Consider the following 18213-nt stretch of genomic DNA (forward strand, 5'->3'; position numbering starts at 1 on the left):
CCGGGACGGGGAAACCGCGTGCGCCGGGGCCGGCGGGAGCCGCGTCCGGGGGCGGGCGGGGGCGGTCCGCGCGCATCCGGGGCACCGGCTTCTCCCGGTCGTCACCGACTGGCACACCGTCCCGGCCGACGCCGTCCCCTTCGCCTGGGGCCCGCCCCCCGGACGGAGCAGCGGGGCGGGCGCGACGCGGCGGGCGCTCCTAGGGTGGCGCTCAGTCGTGTCCGGCAGGCCGCCTGCCCGGCGTCCGGCCCCCGGGAGGTCCCCATGCCGCTGCTGCTCTCGCGTCCCGCCGCCCCGCCGGGGCCGCCCGGCCGCCGTCCCGGCACGGCCGCCGGCGCCCGGTACGGCGGGCCGGGGCCGCGAGGGCGCCGGTGGTGAGGGACGGGGGACCTTGTTCCCCGGCCCCGGCGCGGGCATGAACGAGACCGGTCCCGGCCCCGGGATCATCGTGGCGGCGGCCGACGCGGCCCCGCCCGCCGCCCGGCTCCCCCGGCGTCGCGGCGTCGAACTCGCCCTGATCGTCCTCGCCGTGCTGCTCTCGGTCTGCGGCTACTGCAACGTCGGCCTCGCCGTCGACGGTGCCGTGCCGCGGGGCGCCGCCGGGTACGGCGCCGGGCTCGGTGTGCTGGCGCTGCTCGCGCACGCGGCGGTGCGGCTGCGCGCCCCGTACGCCGATCCGCTGCTGCTGCCGATCGGGGTGCTGCTCAACGGCCTCGGCCTGGTGCTCATCTACCGGCTCGACCTGGAGACCCCGGGCGACGCCGCGGCACCCACCCAACTGGTGTGGTCGACGCTGGGCGTGGGGCTGTTCACGGTCGTCGTGCTGCTGCTGCGCGACCACCGGGTGCTCCAGCGTTACGCCTACGTCTCGGTGGCCGCCGCCCTCGTGCTGCTCACGCTGCCGATCCTGTTCCCGGCGGTCAACGGCGCCCGGATCTGGCTGCGGATCGCGGGCTTCTCCATCCAGCCCGGCGAGTTCGCCAAGGTGCTGCTCGCCGTGTTCTTCGCCGCGTACCTGGCGGCGAACCGGGGCGCGCTGGCGTACGCGGGGCGCCGGGTGTGGCGGCTCCAGGTGCCGACCGGGCGGGTGCTCGGCCCGATCGTCGCCGTCTGGCTGGTCAGCGTGGGTGTGCTGGTGCTGGAGCGCGACCTCGGCACCTCGCTGCTCTTCTTCGGCCTCTTCGTCGTCCTGCTGTACGTCGCCACCGGCCGCACCGGCTGGATCGCGGTGGGCCTGGTGCTCGCCGCGCTGGGCGCGGTCGCGGTGGGCTGGCTGGAACCGCACGTGCACAGCCGGGTCGAGGACTGGCTCCACCCCTTCGCCTCCATCGAGGCCGGCCGGGGGCCGAACCAGCTCGCGCAGTCGCTGTTCGCGTTCGCGGCGGGCGGGGTGACCGGGACGGGGCTCGGCCTCGGCCACTCGGTGCTGATCGGCTTCGCCGGCAAGTCGGACTTCATCCTCGCCACGGCCGGCGAGGAGCTGGGCTTCCTCGGTCTGACCGCGCTCTTCCTGCTCTACGGGCTGCTGGTGGAGCGGGGGCTGCGGGCCGGTCTCGCCGTGCGCGACCCCTTCGGCCGGCTGCTGGCGGTCGGCCTGTCCTCGCTGGTGGCGCTCCAGGTGTTCGTCATCGCGGGCGGGGTGACCGGGCTGATCCCGCTGACCGGCATGGCGATGCCGTTCCTGGCCCAGGGCGGCTCCTCGGTCGTCACCAACTGGGCGATCGTGGCCCTGCTGATCCGGATCAGCCACGCGGCCCGCGTCCAGGGCGCCCCGGTCCCGGAGCCGCGGCCGTGACCCGGAACATCCGGCACGCGGCGGTCTTCTGCGCCCTGCTGCTGGTCGCGCTGGTGGTGAACGCCGCCCGGGTGCAGCTCGTCCGGGGACCCGAGTTCGACGGGAACCCGGCCAACCGGCGGCCCGACATCGCCCGCTACGGGCAGCCGCGCGGGGACATCCGGGTCGGCGGCGAACCGGTCACCGGCTCCCGGGACACCGGGGAGCACCTGCGGTACGAACGGACGTACGCCGAGGGGCCGTTGTACGCGCCGGTCACCGGCTTCGCCTCGCAGGCGTACGGGACGACGCTGCTGGAGCACGCGGAGGACGGGCTGCTGTCCGGCGCCGACCCGATGCTGGCGCCGCTGCCCCTGTGGAACGACGTGACGGGCTTCCGCAACGCCGGTGGCAGCGTGGAGACGACGATCCACCCCGGCGCGCAGCGGGCCGCTTTCGAGGGGCTCGGCGACCACAAGGGGGCGGTGGCGGCGATCGAGCCGGCGACCGGCCGGATCCTCGCCCTGGTGTCCACCCCGTCCTACGACCCGCAGCTCCTGTCGGGCAACGGGTCCTCCGTGCGGCGGACCTGGGAGCGGCTCACGGCCGACCCGGACAAGCCGATGCTCAACCGGGCGGTGCGCCAGACCTATCCGCCGGGGTCGACGTTCAAGGTGGTCACCGCGGCGGCGGCGCTGGAGGCGGGGGTGGTCTCCGATCTGGACGCGCCGACCGTCTCCCCGGACCCGTACACGCTGCCGGGGACGCGGACGAGGCTGACGAACGAGTCCGAGGGGTGCCGGGACGCCTCGCTGCGGGAGGCGTTCGAGTGGTCCTGCAACACGGTGTTCGCCAAGCTGGGCGTGGACGTGGGGGTGGCGGGCATGGCGGCCACGGCGGAGGCGTTCGGCTTCGACGACGACGGGCTGCGGGTGCCGTTCTCGGTGGCGCGGAGCACCTTCGACACCTCGGTGGACCGGGCGCAGCTCGGGCTGTCGTCGATCGGGCAGTACAACACCCGGGCGACGCCGCTCCAGATGGCGCGGGTGGCGGCGGCGGTGGCGAACGGGGGGCAGGCGCGGTCGCCGTACCTGGTGGAGCGGACGGTGCGGGCGGGCGGCGCGGTGGTGGCGACGGCCGGTTCGAGCCCGGCGCGGGAGGTGATGAGCCCGGCGACCGCGGCGCGGCTGGCGGAGCTGATGCGGGGCGTGGTGGAGAACGGCACGGGCGCCAACGCGGCGATCCCGGGCGCGGTGGTCGGCGGCAAGACGGGGACCGCGCAGCACGGGGTGGGCAACTCCGGCACGCCGTACGCCTGGTTCGTCTCGTGGGCGCGGGGCGGGCGGGACGCGGAGCCGCGGGTCGCGGTCGCGGTGGTGGTGGAGGGCCGGGCGGCGGACCGGGAGGAGATCAGCGGCGGCGGGCTGGCGGCGCCGGTCGCGCGGGCGGTGATGGAGGCGGTGCTCGGCTCCTGAGCGGGGGAGCCACGCGTCGGGGCGGACGAAGGGGGGACGGGGGCGGGATGGGGTGCGGGTGGGCGGATTGTCGCCCGTTGTCGCGGTTCGGGGGCGGCGCGGGGCGGCAGGCCCCTTACTCGCGGTCAACAAGTCGTGCGCGGGGGATTGACGGCCTTGCTGACAGGCAGTCTCATAAGACCAGTGAGTGACCGCGGGTAACCCGACGCGCTCCGGACACCCTCCGGACGCCGCCGTACACGAGGTGGGACAGCCATGACGACCCTGACGGAAGCCGACGCGCTCAGCGGCCTGCGCGACGCGCTCGGCCTGCTCAAGGACCGGGAGCAGGTGGCCGAACGGCTGCTCGACTCTTCCGCCAAGCACTCGTTCGACCCCGACAAGGAACTGGACTGGGACGCGCCCTTCGAGGACGGCAAGTGGTTCTGGCCGCCGGAGCTGGTGTCGCTCTACGACACCCCCCTGTGGAAGCGGATGGGCGAGGAACAGCGCATCCTGCTCTCCCGGCACGAGGCCGCCGCGCTCGCCTCGCTCGGCATCTGGTTCGAGCTGATCCTCATGCAGCTCCTGCTCCGGCACGTCTACGACAAGTCGGCGACGAGCGCCCACGTGCGCTACGCGCTGACCGAGATCGAGGACGAGTGCCGTCACTCGAAGATGTTCGCCCGGCTCATCACCCGCGGCGACACCCCCTGGTACCCGGTCAGCCCGCTCCACCAGCAGCTCGGGCGCCTGTTCAAGACCATCTCCACCACCCCCGGCTCCTTCACCGCCACGCTCCTGGGCGAGGAGGTGCTGGACTGGATGCAGCGCCTGACCTTCCCCGACGAGCGGGTCCAGCCGCTGATCCGGGGCGTCACGCGCATCCACGTGGTGGAGGAGGCCCGCCACGTCCGCTACGCCCGCGAGGAGCTGCGCCGCCAGATGCTGACGGCCCCGAAGTGGTCCCAGGAGTTCACCCGGGTCACCTCCGGCGAGTTCGCCCGGGTCTTCTCGGTCGCCTTCGTCAACCCCGAGGTCTACACCAACGTCGGCCTGGACAGGCGGGAGGCGGTGGCGCAGGCCAGGGCGAGCGGTCACCGCCGCGAGGTGATGCAGACCGGGGCGAAGCGGCTCACCGACTTCCTGGACGACATCGGCGTGCTGCGGGGCGTCGGGCGCCGGCTGTGGAAGTCGTCGGGGCTGCTGGCCTAGACCGGACCCCGCGGAGGTCACCGGATACCCTGCGGGGCATGACCCCGCAGGCCGCCACCCCCGCCTACCGACGGCTCAGCGTCGAGGAGCGCCGCAACCAGCTCCTCGACGCCGCCCTCGCCCTCTTCGCCCACCGGGCGCCCGAGGAGGTCACCCTCGACGACGTGGCCGAGCAGGCCGGGGTCTCCCGCCCGCTGGTCTACCGCTACTTCCCCGGCGGCAAGCAGCAGCTCTACGAGGCCGCGCTGCGCTCGGCCGCCGACGAGCTGCGCCTGTGCTTCGACGAACCGCGCGAGGGCCCGCTGCTCACCCGGCTCTCCCGGGCGCTCGACCGCTACCTGGCCTTCGTCGACGGGCACGACACCGGCTTCAGCGCCCTGCTGCGCGGCGGCAGCGTCGCCGCCACCTCCCGGACCACCGCGATCGTGGACGGGGTGCGGCGGGCCGCCGCCGAGCACATCATGCGCCACCTGGACGTCGCGGACCCCGGGCCCCGGCTGCGGATGACCGTCCGGATGTGGATCACCGCGGTGGAGGCGGCCTCCCTGATCTGGCTCGACGAGGGCAAGCAGCCGCCGGTGGACGAGTTGCGGGACTGGCTCGTCGAACAGTTCCTCGCCGTGCTCTCCGTCACCGCCCGCCGCGACCCGCAGACCGCCGCGCTGGCCGGGACGCTCGCGGAGGATGCCTGACACTGGTCGGGTGAAGAGCCAGGACACCCCCTTCGAGGGCGGCCCCATGGACGGCCGGGTGCTGCCCGTGCTGGTCGGCATGACCGGGCACCCGCCGAAGACCTACCGCATCCCCGTGCCCGCCCCGGACGGCGGTCCCCCGACCGTGCTGGTCTACCGGCGCGAGCCCCGCACCGGCCCCCGGCTCGGCTTCGCCCGCTGGAAGTACGTGCACGACCCCGGGGGCGGCCCGCGCTCCCGCCCGAGGTGGCCCTGGTCGAAACCGCCCGGCGGGCGGGACGCCGCGCCGGGCGACGATCCGGACGCCACCCACGGGTGACCGGGTTGCGCCGAACCGCGCACACCCGGCGCGCGGACCGCGCGGACACGCCCCATGCTCGCCCTGCGGAGCGGACCGGCCGCCCCGCACGGGAGGTGATGACGTGTCAGGACGGCTCCTGCGCCTGGTGTGCGCCGCGGCGGTGGCCGCCGGCACCGCCCTCGCGCCCCTGCCCGCCGCGGCCGGCCCCGCGCCCGCGCCGTCCGTGGCGGAGCTGCTGACGGATCTTCAGCGGCGCTACCGGGACGCCGAGAAGGCCACCGAGGAGTACAACGGCACCCGCGAGCTGCTGCGCCGCCGGCAGGCCGAGGTGCGGCGCCTGGACGCCGAACTCGCCCGCAGCCGCCGCAGCCTGAGCGACAGCCGCGGCGCGGCCGGCCGCCTCGCCCGCGAGCAGTACCGCGACAGCGGCACCGGCCTCTCCCCCTACCTCGGCCTGCTGCTCGCCCCCGACGCCCGCCGCGCCCTCGACCAGGGGCACGTCATCGGCCGGCTGGCGGCGCAGCGGGCCACGGCGGTGGGCCGGGTCGCCGGGGCCGAACGCAAGGCCGACGAGCTCGCCCGCCGGGCGCACCGGGCGCTGGCCGCCGAGGCCGCCCTCGCCGAACGGCAGAAGGAGCAGCGCGACGACGTACGGCGGCGGCTCGGCGCCGTCGAGGAACTCCTCGCCTCCCTCAGCGCCGGCCAGATCGCCGCGCTGGCCGCCCTGGAGGGCGCGGGCGAGCAGGCGTCCCAGGAACGCTTCCTCGCCTCCGGAGCGCTCGGCACCGGCGGCGCGCCCTCGGCCGACGGCGCGCGGGCGGTGCGCTTCGCCGTGGACCAGCTCGGCAAGCCCTACGAGTGGGGCGCCGAGGGCCCGGCCGCCTACGACTGCTCGGGGCTGACCGCGCGGGCCTGGCAGCGGGCGGGCACCCCGATCCCGCGGACCAGCCAGGAGCAGTGGGCCCGCCTGGCGCGCGTCCCGCTCGACGAGCTGCGCCCCGGGGACCTGGTCGTCTACTTCCCCGAGGCGACCCACGTGGCGCTCTACCTCGGCGACGGCCTGGTGGTGCAGGCACCCCGGCCGGGCGCGCGGGTGAAGGTGTCGCCGATCGCGGCCAACCCGGTGCTGGGCGCCGTACGGCCCGATCCGGGGGCCCGGCCGCTGGCGGCGTACGCGCCGCCGGAGCTGCCCGCCGGCGCGGCGGACGGCTCCGACGAGGGGTACGGCTCCGCTCAGGCGCCGGCGGCCTCGGCGACCTCCTTGAGGTAGGCCGCGTTGCGGTCCGGGTCGAAGAAGAAGTTCTCCAGGTCGGACGGGTCGTCGAAGCAGTTGGCGAAGCGGTCCGCGATCACCTGGTGCTGCCCGGCGGCGCCGAGCAGTTCGAGGATGTGCGGGGGCGGCGGGGCCAGCATGGTGTTCGTCCACTTGGTGACGTGCCGGGCCGTCTCCCAGTAGCGGTCGAAGGCCTGCTGCATCCAGGTCTCGTCGAACGGCCGGTCGCCGTGCTCCAGGATCGAGGCGAGGTAGGAGGCGGCGCACTTGGAGGCGGAGTTGGAGCCCTGGCCGGTGATCGGGTCGTTGGCGACGACCACGTCGGCGACGCCGAGGACCGCTCCCCCGCCGGGCAGCCGTCCGATGGGCTGGCGCACGGTGGGGGCGTAGCGGCCGGCGAGCGTGCCGCCGGCGTCGGTCAGCTCGACCTTGGTGGCCCGCGCGTACTCCCAGGGGAGGAACCGCTCCATGAGTTCCAGGGTCAGGGAGAGGTGTTCCGCCGGGTCCTTGACGTCCTTGAAGGCGTCGAGCGGGCCGCCGGGTATCCCCTCCCAGAACAGGATGTCGGCGCGGCCGGAGGTGGTGACGGTCGGCATGATGAACATCTCGCCGACGCCGGGCACCAGGTTGCAGCGGACGGCCTCGGTGTCCGGGTGCTCCGGGCGCGGCTCCATCCCGTGCACGTAGGCGACGGAGAGCGCGCGCTGGGGCGCGGAGTACGGGGAGCGGGAGGCGTCCCGGCCGAACATCTGGACCAGCTCGCCCTTGCCTGCGGCGATCAGGACGAGGTCGTAGGCGCGGGAGAAGTAGTCGAGGTCGCCGACGGCCACGCCGTGGATGACCAGTTGGCCGCCGCGCTGGGCGAAGGTCTCCATCCAGCCGGCCATCTTGACCCGCTGGTCGACCGACTGGGCGAAGCCGTCGAGCAGTCCCAGCCAGTCGATGGCGCGCTGCGAGGGGCCCGGGTCGTGCGAGCCGGGCACCGCCACCGAGATGCCGAGTCCGCGGATCTTCGGGGCCTGGGACTCCCAGAAGTTCAGCTGGAGATCGCGCTCGTGCTGGAGGGCGGTGTGGAACATGCACTGCGTCGACATGACCCGGCCCGTGCGGATCTCGTCCGCCGTCCGGTTCGACATCAGGGTGACCTCGTACCCGTGCGACTGGAGGCCGAGGGCGAGTTGGAGGCCGGACTGTCCGGCCCCGACGACGAGTATCTTCCGCATGCGGGGTTACGTCTCCTACTCGGGTGTTTCGTCGAGCGCGTGGCCCACGAGGGACAGGAGGGTCTCGATGGCCGAGATCCGGCGGCGCGCATCCATGATCATGACAGGTATGTGGGCCGGGATCGTCAGGGCCTCACGGACGTCCTCCACCTCGTACACCTCGCTCCCGTCGAAGTGGTTGACCGCGACGACGTACGGCAGCCCGCAGCTCTCGAAGTAGTCGAGCGCGGGGAAGCAGTCCTTCAGGCGGCGGGTGTCGGCCATGACCACGGCGCCGATCGCGCCGCGCACCAGGTCGTCCCACATGAACCAGAAGCGCTGCTGCCCCGGGGTGCCGAACAGGTAGAGCACCAGGTCGTCGTCGAGCGTGATGCGGCCGAAGTCCATGGCCACGGTGGTGGTGAGCTTGCCCGGCGTGGCGGTGAGGTCGTCGGTCTCCTCGCTCGCCTGGGTCATCAGCGCCTCGGTCTGCAAAGGCGTGATCTCCGAGACGGCGGTGACCAGCGTGGTCTTGCCGACGCCGAACCCGCCCGCGATCACGATCTTGGTGGCGATCGGGGCGCGGGTGCGGTCGGTCTGCCAGGGTTGCACGGTCTCGTCGGGCTCGTCGGGCTCGACAAGCGAGGAGCCGCCGGAGCCGGCGACGTCAGAGACGACGGAGTCCACTGAGCACCCTTTCGAGCAGTGCGCGGTCCGGACGGCCGGTGCCGTGTCCGGTTCCCGTGCCGTACACACGGATCTTTCCCTGGTCCGCCAGGTCGCTGATGAGCACGCGGACCACGCCGAGCGGCATCTTCAGCAGCGCGGCGATCTCGGCCACCGTTCGCATCCGGCGGCACAGTTCGACGATGGCCCGCATCTCGGGCATGACCCGGGAGCTGAGCCCGCCGGCGCCGAGCGCGGCGGGGTCGCCCCCGGTCAGTTCCCTGCGCTCCTCGGCGGCTTCGAGCGCGGCGGTGCCCGCGGTGGCGCCGACGAACGTCTCGACGAGCAGGACGTGGCCGAAGCGGGTGCGGCCGCCGGTGAGCGAGTAGGGGCGGACGCGGGCGGGCTTGCGGTCCGCGCCCCGGGTGGGGAGCTGTTTCCGGTCCTTCGGCGCGCTGCTCATCGGCCACTCCCGGTGGGCTCGGACTCCAGGGACTGGCGCAGCTCGCTGCGGAGTTCGGGCGTCAGGACGTGTCCGGCGCGGCCGACGAACAGGGCCATGTGGTACGCGATGACGCTCATGTCGCAGTCCGCGGCGCCGTGCACGCCGAGCAGCGAGCCGTCGCTGATGGACATGACGAACAGGCTGCCCTCCTCCATGGCGACCATGGTGTGTTTGACGTTGCCGTAGTCCATCAGCCGAGCGGCGCCGACGGTCAGGCTGCCCACGCCGGAGATGACGGTGGCCAGGTCGGCGGCGGAGCCCCGCGGGCCGCTGGGCTTTCCGGTCTCTTTGGTCCGGGCCGCCTCGTTGCGGTCCGGGTCGGAGGAGAGCAGCAGCAGGCCGTCGGAGGAGACGACCGCCACCGAGACGATGCCGGGCACCTCCTCCACGAGGTTGGTCAGCAGCCAGTGGAGATTGCGTGCCTCACTGCTCAGTCCGAAGGTACTGGGAGCGGTCAACTGCTTGCCTCCTCGACAGGGCCCCCCATGGCTTCTTCGGTCGTCCCGTCCCGGGCGTCCGGCGCCCGGTTCTGGGCCGTCTCGTCCGCGATCTCGGCCTCGACGTCCCGCCGCCCGGCCTCCGCCCCCCGGCGGAAACCTCCCAGGCGGCGGCGGAGCGACTCGGCGTCCACGGACCCCGTGCGCGGCTTGGGGGCCGCCGCGGGTGCGCTGATCTTCGGGGTCCGCTTGGGGAGTCCCTTGTCGGTGACGGGATCGTCGTCCGGTTCCGTGCCCTCGTCCGGGGTGCGTTCGTGGGCGTCGGGGCCGATGGCGTAGGGGCCGTCGGGCCGGGAGCCGCGGGACTCGGGGGCGGAGGCCGCCGCGGTGCTCTCCCGGGTGGTGGTCTCGGTCTCGGGCGCCGGGGCCTGCGCCTGGACGGGCACGCGGGCGGGGACCGGTGCCTCCGTACGGGTGCGGGCGCCGTCCTCGGCGGACGCGGTCCCGTCGGGCGCGGTGGCGGTGGCGGCCGGGGGCCGCTCCGGGTCGTGCCCGCGGGCGGGTCCGCCGTCCGCGTCCGCGACGCCGGCCTCGCGGGCGGCGCGCTCGGGGACCGCGAGGCCGACGGCGTCGCCCCCGTGGGCGTCGTCCTCGGGGGCGTCCTCCTCCCGGGGGGCCCGCGCGGCCGGGGCGGGCTCGTCGTCGGGCGCCGGGGAGGGCGCGGGGAGCAGGAGCGCCATCGTCGTGTCGTCGGGGAGGTCCCGGGCGGCGGGGGCCTCGGGGGCGTCCGCCGGGGCGGGGTCCCCCGCAGCCGGGGCCTCGGGCTCCGGGCCCCCGGCGAGGTCCGCGGCGGCGGCCTCGGCCGGGGCGTCCGCGGCGGCGGTGTCCGCCCCGGTGCCGGCTGCCTCCGCCTCCGCGCGGCGCACCGCGCGCTCCGCCGAGGCGACCAGCGGGTCGGCGTCCGACTCGGCGCGGCCGTGCAGGACGTTGGAGTTGGCCTCGGCGTCGGCGCCCGGCAGGGAGACGGTGGAGCCGTCGGCCGGGGGCGCGGCGGACGGGGCGACGGCGGCGGGGGGCGACGGCGCGAGCAGCGCCTCCGGCAGGACCACGACGGAGGCGACGCCGCCCTGCTTCTGCTCCCGCAGCCGCACCCGCGCGCCGTGCCGGTGGGCGAGCCGGGCCACCACGTACAGGCCGAGGCCGAGACCGTCCTCGCCCTCCTGGTCGTACGGCGCCTCCGGGTCGAAGTCGGTCAGCCGGCCGTTGAGGCGCTGGAGCCGCTCGGCGGTCATGCCGATGCCCTCGTCCTGGACGGAGAGCATCACCTCGCCGTTCTCCAGCAGCCAGCCGGAGACCTCCACCGGCAGGTCCGGCGGGGAGAAGGAGGTGGCGTTCTCCATCAGTTCGGCGAGCAGGTGCGAGAGGTCGTCGGCGGCGAAGCCGGCCACGTGCGCGTGCGGCGGCAGCGCGGCGATGCGGACCCGCTCGTACCGCTCGATCTCGCTGACCGCGGCGCGGACGACGTCGACCAGCGGCACCGGTCCGGCGCTGTGCTGGACGTGCTCGGTGCCGGCCAGCACGAGCAGGTTCTCGCTGTGCCGGCGCATGACCGTGGCGAAGTGGTCGAGCTTGAAGAGGGTGGCGAGCCGTTCCGGGTCCTGCTCGCGCTCCTCCAGGGACTCGATGACGGCGAGCTGACGCTCCACCAGGCCGAGGGTGCGCAGGGCGAGGTTGACGAAGGTGCCGCCGATGCTCTTGCGCACGACGTCCAGCCGGGCGGCGGCCTCGTCGAGTTCGGCGCGCAGTTCCTCGCGGGCGTCGGCCATCTTCTGCCGCTGGCCGACCAGGTGCTTGCGGTCGGCCTCCAGGGTGGTGACCCGCTCGGCGAGCGCGGCGGCCTGCGCGTGCAGGGCGTTGACGGAGCGCACGGCCTGGGCGAACTCGTCGTTGCGGCCGGTGAAGGCGATGGGCTCCTGGGCGGCCGGGTCCTCGGCCTCGGCGAGCCGGGCCGAGCCGCGGCGCAGCACCGACAGCGGCCGGGTCAGGGAGCGGGCCAGCGCGGTGGTGATGCCGACGGCGAGCAGGACGACGGCGCCGAGGGCGGCGATGCGGATCTCCAGCGCGGTGACGTCGTCGTCGCGGAGGTTCTCCAGGGCGGTGGTGCGCCGCTCGTAGAGGGCGGACTCGGCGCCGCGCATGGCGTCGATGCGGGCGGAGAGCGCGGCGTCCAGCTTCTTGACGTCGGTGGCGAGGTCCTCGTCGGACAGGGACGGCTCGTCGGTGAGCGCGGCGAGGTACTTCTCGGCGGCGTTGACCTCGGGGCCGGAGACCGTGGTGTCGTAGCCGTCCCGGGCCTGTTTGGCGGCCCGCTCGCGGAACCCGGCGAGAGCGGCGTCGGAGGCGACCCGGGTCCGCTGGGCGGCGGCGGTGAGCGCGTCGCGCCGCTCGGTGTCGGCGTCGGTGGAGCCGACGGACTGCACGGGCAGCCCGGTGACCGGGTCGATGACGGTGCGGGTGGTGCTCGGCACGCCGAAGGCGGCGAGGAGCAGCCCGCGGGTGGCGGCGGCCTGCTGGACGGCGGTGTCCAGCTCGGCGAGCGCGTAGGCGCCGGAGCCCGCGCGGGGCGGCGACTGCTCGGCCAGTTCCTCGGCGAGGGCGTGGAGTTCGCCGATCGCCTCGGTGTACGCCTCGTGCGCCTCCAGCGCGGTGCTCTTGCCGGTGAGGGCGGAGCGGCGCAGGGCGGCGACGGCGTCCAGGTCCTCGCGCAGGGCGGCGGGGGTGCCGCCGTCGGCGCGCAGCTCCTCGACCTGCCGGTCGACGCGGGCGCCGCGCTGTTCGGAGGGGGCCTTGGACTTGGGGCGGCCGGCCGCGATGTAGGGGGTGACCTCGTCGCGTTCGTCGGCCAGGGCGTGGGCGAGGGCCAGGGCGCTCTGGGTCCGCTCGGCGAGCGTCACCAGTTCCTGGGCCTCGTGCAGTTGCGCCGAGGCGGCGATCACCGAGGGCGCCCCCGCGCCGGCCACGGCCGCGGCGACGACCGCCACGGCGACGATGAGGCGGTTGCGCACGCGGGTGGGCCGGCCCTTGCCGACGGGGGCCGCCGGGGGGGTGGTGCCGGGGGCCGGTTCCGCGTTCTCCGCGGGAGCCGTCTGCTTGCCTGTACGACGAGGCCGCGTCTTCTGCACCGGTGCTCGCATTCCTGACTCGTGTACCCGTGGGCCCGGGTGGCGCTCCGTCAACTGGCCGGCCGGCGCGTGCACCCTCTCCCCAGCTCTGGGCCGCTCCCCCGCCGCCGACCGGGCGTCGGGCGGGGGGACCGGGTGAGCAGGGCAGGCCCCCCACCGGTTCCCGACCCTCCCAGCGCGGGTGGGCGGTGGGCGCGCATCACCTGACCCGCCACCCGAAGGAGTGAACCCCGGAGGGGAGTTGGGGGGCAAGTTCCCGTGGCTCGTGCGACCGTACCGCTCCGTGAGCCGGTTGGACGTCTGCGGCGGGCGGTGGCACTATGTGCCGCCACCGGTCCGCGGGGGCGCGGCAATCCGCCCCAAAACCGGCGGTACGCCCGCGTGTCCGGGTCGGTCGCGGGCCGGATGCCGGCCTTTCGCCGACTCTGTGAAGGGGTCGTGCAGACTGGCCGGATGCGCACGGAAATCGTCTCCGAACCCGGCCTCCCCGACCGCCCCAACGAGGACTTCGCCAGTGTCGGGCTACCGGCCTCGGGACAGGGTGGCGCGCTCGTCGTGCTGGACGGCGTGACACCGCCGCGGACCGGGACGGGGTGTCTGCACAGCGTGCCCTGGTTCACCGCGCGCCTCGGCGGCGCGCTGACCGAACTGACCGTTTCACTCCCGGATGTTCCCCTCGCCGGCGTCCTGACCCGCGCCCTCGCTCGTACCTCGGCCGCGCACGCGGAAACCTGTGACCTTTCTCACCCCCGCACGCCACAGGCCACCGTGGTCCTGGCCCGCTGGTCGGCGGCGGCGGTGGAATACCTGGTGCTCTCGGACTCCGCGCTGCTGGTCGAGGCACCGGACGGCACCGTCACGGCGCTGCTCGACGACCGGCTGGAGCGGCTGCCGCCGGGCGCGCTGGCCTCGGAGGCGGTGGCGGACGGCACCTACCGCAACAAGGAGGGCGGCTTCTTCACGGCCGCGGCCGATCCGTCGGTGGCCCGGCGGGCGGTGGCGGGGGTGCTGCGCCGCTCCGACGTACGGGCGCTGGTGGCGCTGACGGACGGGGCGACGCGGTGGGTGGAGACCTTCCGCGAGGGCGACTGGCCGGACTGCCTCGCGGTGGTGCGCGAGGAGGGCGCGCGGGCCCTGGTCGACCGGGTCCGCTGGCTCGAACGCGCCGACACCGGCCGCAGGTTCCTCGGCCGCGCCAAGCGGCACGACGACGCGACGGTCGTCTACGCGGAGCTGTGAGCGCGCGTCCGGCGGGTCAGCGGCCCACGCTGCGGTTGAGTTCGTGGAGCAGGCGGGCCAGCTCCGTGACCTCGCCCGGGTCCCAGTCGGCGAGCCGGCGGGCGTAGCGGGCGCGGCGGGCCTCGCGCACCCGGCCGACCCGGTCCCGGCCCTCGGGGGTGAGCGTGACGAGCCAGGCGCGGCCGTCGGCGGGGTCGGGTTCGCGGGCGACGAGCCCCAGCTCCTCCAACGCCCGGAGCTGGCGCGACATGGTCGCTTTGCCGACGCCGATGTACCCGGCCAGTTCGGTGGCGCGCTGGCCCCCGCACTCGCCGAGCCGGACCAGCAGTCCGTACGCCGAGGGCTCCAGGTCGGGGTGGACCTCCCGGGCCATCTCCCCCTGGCTGGCCCGCGCCCGGCGCAGCAGCAGCGTCAACTCCCGTTCCAGCGAGAGGAATCCGGGCTGGTCCACACCACTCGCGGGCCCCTCGGCCCCGGCACCGCGGTCCTCGCCGTTTCCCACTTCGCGCACGTCAGTCCCCTGCCTCGTTTTCCCGGTGCGGAAACTTTCCGCCATCGCCGGCCATCGCCGCAGCTCGGCAAGTATTTCGCAGGCTTAGACCATCGGCAGCCGCGAGCACCCCTTCCCCCCGCCGTTCTACGTGCGTAGCGTTCCTCGTGAACCCCCGCATGGCATGCCCACGCCATACCGGGGGCTCGTCCCGCACGCCGACCCCCCACCGAGCCCCACCGAGCTTTCGGAGGCACGTCATGACCGTGCACAGACCCGGCACCACCCGCGCCCGGCGCCTCGCCCTCAGCGGAGCGCTGCTCACCGCGTCCTTGCTGCTCACCGCCGTCCCCGCCCACTCCGCCGGCGCCGCGGACCCCACCCCGCCGCGCGGCTCCGCCCACCTCGGCATGGGCGTCCTCGCCCACGACGGGAGCGAGGGCACCCCCCGCTCCGCCGCAGCCGTCCAGACCGAGGGCGTCGACGTCTCCGGCCACCAGGGCAACGTCGACTGGCCCAGGCTGTGGAACAGCGGCGTCAAGTGGGCGTACGTCAAGGCCACCGAGGGGACCTACTTCACCAACCCCTCCTTCGCCCAGCAGTACAACGGCTCGTACAACGTCGGCATGATCCGCGGCTCGTACCACTTCGCCACCCCGAACACCGCCTCCGGCGCCGCCCAGGCCAACTACTTCGTCGACCACGGCGGCGGCTGGTCCAAGGACGGCAAGACCCTGCCGGGCGCGCTGGACATGGAGTGGAACCCGTACGGGGCTTCCTGCTACGGCAAGACGCAGAGCCAGATGGTCGCCTGGATCAGGGACTTCCTCGCCACCTACCGGGCCCGCACCGGGCGCGACGCCGTCATCTACACGGCGACGAGCTGGTGGACCGAGTGCACCGGCAACTACGCCGGATTCGCCTCGACCAACCCGCTGTGGATCGCCCGCTACGCCTCGACGGTGGGCACCCTGCCGGCCGGCTGGTCCTTCTACACCATGTGGCAGTACACCTCGACCGGACCCACGGTCGGGGACCACGACCGCTTCAACGGCGCGCTCGACCGCGTCCGGGCCCTCGCCAACGGCTGACGGCCCCGGTACGTCGACCCCGTACGACGAGGGCCCGCGCCCCCTCCCGGGGGGCGGGCCCTCGCCTCCTTCCGGCCGCGTCCGTCACGCTGCGACCGGAACCTCCGGCACCGCGCCGTCCGCGGCCGGCGCCAGCGCCAGCTCGAGGACCTGGCGGACGTCCGTCACGGCGTGCACGTCGAGGGTGTCCAGCACCTCGGCGGGGACGTCGTCCAGGTCGGGCTCGTTGCGCTTGGGGATGATCACCGTGGTGACGCCCGCCCGGTGCGCCGCGAGCAGCTTCTGCTTCACCCCGCCGATCGGCAGCACCCGCCCGGTCAGCGAGACCTCGCCGGTCATCGCCACGTCCGTGCGGACCAGGCGGCCCGACAGCAGCGAGGCCAGGGCGGTGGTCATGGTGATGCCGGCGCTCGGACCGTCCTTGGGCACCGCGCCCGCCGGGAAGTGGACGTGCACGCCCCGGTCCTTCAGGTCGGCCACCGGCAGCTCCAGTTCGGCGCCGTGGCTGCGCAGGAAGCTGAGCGCGATCCGCGCCGACTCCTTCATCACGTCGCCGAGCTGGCCGGTGAGCGTCAGCCCCGCCGCGCCGGTCTCCGGGTCGGCGAGGGACGCCTCCACGAAGAGCACGTCGCCACCGGCGCCGGTGACCGCGAGGCCGGTGGCCACGCCCGGCACGGAGGTGCGCCGCTCGGCCGGGTCCTGGGCGGACTCGGGCACGTGGTGCGGCCGGCCGATCAGCCCGCGCAGCTCGCCCTCGGCGACGGTGAACGGCAGTTCCCGCTCTCCCAGTTCGTGCTGTGCCGCCACCTTGCGCAACAGCCGCGCGAGGGACCGTTCCAGGTTGCGCACGCCGGCCTCGCGCGTGTACTCGCCGGCCAGCCTGCGCAGTGCCGCCTCCTCGACGCGCACCTCGTCGGCCGCGAGTCCGGCCCGTTCGAGCTGACGCGGGAGCAGGTGGTCGCGGGCGATGACGACCTTCTCGTCCTCGGTGTAACCGTCCAGGCGGACCAGCTCCATCCGGTCGAGCAGCGCCTCCGGGATCGCCTCGAGGACGTTGGCGGTGGCCAGGAAGACCACGTCGGAGAGGTCCAGCTCGACCTCCAGGTAGTGGTCCCGGAAGGTGTGGTTCTGCGCCGGGTCGAGGACTTCGAGCAGGGCGGCGGCCGGGTCGCCGCGGAAGTCGGAGCCGACCTTGTCGATCTCGTCGAGCAGGACGACCGGGTTCATCGAGCCGGCCTCCTTGATCGCCCGGACGATGCGGCCGGGCAGGGCCCCGACGTAGGTGCGCCGGTGGCCGCGGATCTCCGCCTCGTCGCGGACGCCGCCGAGGGCGACCCGCACGAAGGAGCGGCCCATGGCGTGGGCCACCGACTCCCCGAGGCTGGTCTTGCCGACGCCGGGCGGGCCGACCAGGGCGAGGACCGCGCCCCCGCGCCGCCCGCCGACGACGCCCAGCCCCCGGTCCACGCGGCGCTTGCGCACGGCCAGGTACTCGGTGATCCGCTCCTTGACGTCGTCCAGCCCGGAGTGCTCGGCGTCGAGGACCGCGCGGGCGCCGCGGATGTCGTAGGCGTCCTCGGTCCGCTCGTTCCAGGGCATCTCCAGCACCGTGTCGAGCCAGGTCCTGATCCAGGAGCCCTCGGGCGACTGGTCGGAGGAGCGCTCCAGCTTGTCGACCTCCTTGAGCGCGGCCTCGCGGACCGCCTCGGGCAGGTCGGCGGCCTCGACACGGGTGCGGTAGTCGTCGGACTCCTCGCCACCCGGGTCGCCGTTCAGTTCGCGCAGTTCCTTGCGGACCGCCTCGAGCTGGCGGCGGAGCAGGAACTCGCGCTGCTGCTTGTCGACGCCCTCCTGGACGTCCTTGGCGATGGTCTCGGCGACGTCCTGCTCGGCGAGGTGGTCGCGCAGGTGCCGGGTGGCCAGCCGCAGCCGGGCCACCGGGTCGGCGGTCTCCAGCAGCTCGGTCTTCTGCTCGGTGGTGAGGAAGGGCGAGTAGCCGGAGTTGTCGGCGAGCGCGGAGACGTCGTCGATGGCCTGGACGCGGTCCACCACCTGCCAGGCGCCGCGCTTGCGCAGCCAGGCGGTGGCGAGGGCCTTGTACTCGGTGACCAGTTCGGCGGCGTGTCCGGGCAGGGGGTCGGGCAGTTCCTCCGCCACGCGGGTGCCCTCGACCCACAGGGCGGCGCCGGGGCCGGTGGTGCCGGCGCCGATGCGCACCCGGTGCCGGCCGCGGACCAGCGCGCCCGGGTCGCCGTCGGCGAGGCGGCCGACCTGCTCGACCGTGCCGAGGACGCCGGTGTGGGCGTAGGCCCCGTCGACCCGCGGCACCAGCAGGACCCGGGGCTTGCCGGGCTCGGAGCGGGCGGCGGCCTGGGCGGCCTCCACCGCTGCCCGCACCTCGGCGTCGCTCAGGTCCAGGGGGACGACCATCCCGGGCAGCACGACGTCGTCGTCGACCGGCAGCACGGGCAGGGTGAGCGGTGTGAAGGCAGTGGACTCAGCAGCCATGATCTCCCCTTCGGCAGTCAAGTTGAGTTATGCCGACTCAATGCAGGAGAGGCGGTGATTGTTCCCGGCCCTGAGGGGTGTTCGCTCCCAGCGATCACGGACCACCCGGACGGCGCCGGAACCGCCGACGGTCCCCTTGGTCCGGTTTCCTCCCGATCCCCTCAAGCGGAGGCGCCTCTATCAG

15 protein-coding genes are annotated in these 18213 nt (G+C 74.7%); 8 read left to right on the forward strand and 7 right to left on the reverse strand.

The genetic code is table 11. The features are described 5' to 3' along the window. Positions 1-415 precede the first annotated feature (415 nt). The 6 genes from VM636_RS09760 (at position 416) to VM636_RS09785 (ending at position 6706) form a co-directional block, all read left to right on the forward strand. Complete coding sequence (locus VM636_RS09760; protein WP_030420992.1) at positions 416-1795, forward strand: FtsW/RodA/SpoVE family cell cycle protein; 1380 nt, start codon at positions 416-418, stop codon at positions 1793-1795. After that, positions 1792-3249 carry a penicillin-binding protein 2 gene (locus tag VM636_RS09765; RefSeq protein WP_030420993.1) on the forward strand — a complete coding sequence of 486 codons (1458 nt, stop codon included), beginning with the start codon at positions 1792-1794 and terminating at the stop codon, positions 3247-3249. Before VM636_RS09760 ends, VM636_RS09765 begins: the two co-directional genes overlap by 4 nt. Before the next feature lie 255 nt (positions 3250-3504). After that, entirely contained in the window at positions 3505-4443 is a 939-nt protein-coding gene (locus VM636_RS09770) for a diiron oxygenase (RefSeq protein ID WP_030420994.1), read from the forward strand. A 38-nt stretch (positions 4444-4481) separates the two neighbouring features. Beyond that, positions 4482-5135, forward strand: coding sequence for a TetR/AcrR family transcriptional regulator (locus VM636_RS09775; protein ID WP_030420995.1), 654 nt, complete (start codon positions 4482-4484; stop codon positions 5133-5135). A 10-nt stretch (positions 5136-5145) separates the two neighbouring features. Beyond that, positions 5146-5454 (forward strand): hypothetical protein, encoded by a 309-nt coding sequence (locus VM636_RS09780; RefSeq protein ID WP_053914568.1) that lies wholly within the window; start codon positions 5146-5148, stop codon positions 5452-5454. Between the two features lie 103 nt (positions 5455-5557). Next, the gene (locus VM636_RS09785) at positions 5558-6706 is read left to right on the forward strand and encodes a C40 family peptidase (RefSeq protein WP_030420997.1); all 1149 of its coding nucleotides are present in this window, start codon (positions 5558-5560) and stop codon (positions 6704-6706) included. Here VM636_RS09785 and VM636_RS09790 read toward each other — a convergent pair. The 5 genes from VM636_RS09790 to VM636_RS09810 are packed head-to-tail and all read right to left on the reverse strand — an operon-like array spanning position 6670 to position 12701. Next, positions 6670-7932: a styrene monooxygenase/indole monooxygenase family protein gene (locus VM636_RS09790; RefSeq protein WP_030420998.1), complete on the reverse strand. Its 1263-nt coding sequence runs from the start codon at positions 7930-7932 to the stop codon at positions 6670-6672. The two genes, VM636_RS09785 and VM636_RS09790, sit on opposite strands and share 37 nt — an antisense overlap. A gap of 15 nt (positions 7933-7947) precedes the next feature. After that, positions 7948-8598, reverse strand: coding sequence for an ATP/GTP-binding protein (locus VM636_RS09795; protein WP_030420999.1), 651 nt, complete (start codon positions 8596-8598; stop codon positions 7948-7950). Beyond that, the gene (locus VM636_RS09800; protein WP_338484279.1) at positions 8579-9040 is read right to left on the reverse strand and encodes a DUF742 domain-containing protein; all 462 of its coding nucleotides are present in this window, start codon (positions 9038-9040) and stop codon (positions 8579-8581) included. The genes VM636_RS09795 and VM636_RS09800 overlap by 20 nt, the downstream gene beginning before the upstream one ends. Then, positions 9037-9540, reverse strand: a complete 504-nt coding sequence (locus VM636_RS09805; RefSeq protein ID WP_030421001.1) for a roadblock/LC7 domain-containing protein — start codon at positions 9538-9540, stop codon at positions 9037-9039. The genes VM636_RS09800 and VM636_RS09805 overlap by 4 nt, the downstream gene beginning before the upstream one ends. Continuing rightward, a complete protein-coding gene (locus VM636_RS09810; RefSeq protein WP_338484280.1) occupies positions 9537-12701 on the reverse strand; it encodes a nitrate- and nitrite sensing domain-containing protein in 3165 nt (1054 codons plus the stop codon). The genes VM636_RS09805 and VM636_RS09810 overlap by 4 nt, the downstream gene beginning before the upstream one ends. Positions 12702-13154: 453 nt before the next feature. Between VM636_RS09810 and VM636_RS09815 the strand changes: the two genes are divergently transcribed. Next, positions 13155-13940, forward strand: coding sequence for a protein phosphatase 2C domain-containing protein (locus tag VM636_RS09815; protein WP_030421003.1), 786 nt, complete (start codon positions 13155-13157; stop codon positions 13938-13940). Between the two features lie 16 nt (positions 13941-13956). Here the strand turns inward: VM636_RS09815 and VM636_RS09820 are convergent, their stop codons facing one another. Further along, a complete protein-coding gene (locus VM636_RS09820) occupies positions 13957-14451 on the reverse strand; it encodes a MarR family transcriptional regulator (protein WP_030421004.1) in 495 nt (164 codons plus the stop codon). A gap of 239 nt (positions 14452-14690) precedes the next feature. Between VM636_RS09820 and VM636_RS09825 the strand changes: the two genes are divergently transcribed. Beyond that, on the forward strand, positions 14691-15521 hold the full coding sequence (locus VM636_RS09825; RefSeq protein ID WP_030421005.1) for a lysozyme: 831 nt from the start codon (positions 14691-14693) through the stop codon (positions 15519-15521). An 84-nt stretch (positions 15522-15605) separates the two neighbouring features. Here the strand turns inward: VM636_RS09825 and lon are convergent, their stop codons facing one another. Beyond that, positions 15606-18029: an endopeptidase La gene (gene lon, locus VM636_RS09830; protein WP_030421006.1), complete on the reverse strand. Its 2424-nt coding sequence runs from the start codon at positions 18027-18029 to the stop codon at positions 15606-15608. Positions 18030-18213: the final 184 nt, after the last annotated feature.

It is taken from the genome of Streptomyces sp. SCSIO 75703 (assembly GCF_036607905.1).
Classification (GTDB): Bacteria; Actinomycetota; Actinomycetes; order Streptomycetales; family Streptomycetaceae; genus Streptomyces.

Bases quoted from the DNA above. Each gene is read 5' to 3' on its own strand.
- VM636_RS09760 (WP_030420992.1), top strand. From the start codon at position 416: ATGAACGAGACCGGTCCCGGCCCCGGGATCATCGTGGCGGCGGCCGAC.
- VM636_RS09770 (WP_030420994.1), top strand. From the start codon at position 3,505: ATGACGACCCTGACGGAAGCCGACGCGCTCAGCGGCCTGCGCGACGCG.
- VM636_RS09775 (WP_030420995.1), top strand. From the start codon at position 4,482: ATGACCCCGCAGGCCGCCACCCCCGCCTACCGACGGCTCAGCGTCGAG.
- VM636_RS09790 (WP_030420998.1), bottom strand. From the start codon at position 7,932: ATGCGGAAGATACTCGTCGTCGGGGCCGGACAGTCCGGCCTCCAACTC.
- VM636_RS09800 (WP_338484279.1), bottom strand. From the start codon at position 9,040: ATGAGCAGCGCGCCGAAGGACCGGAAACAGCTCCCCACCCGGGGCGCG.
- VM636_RS09815 (WP_030421003.1), top strand. From the start codon at position 13,155: ATGCGCACGGAAATCGTCTCCGAACCCGGCCTCCCCGACCGCCCCAAC.
- VM636_RS09825 (WP_030421005.1), top strand. From the start codon at position 14,691: ATGACCGTGCACAGACCCGGCACCACCCGCGCCCGGCGCCTCGCCCTC.
- lon (WP_030421006.1), bottom strand. From the start codon at position 18,029: ATGGCTGCTGAGTCCACTGCCTTCACACCGCTCACCCTGCCCGTGCTG.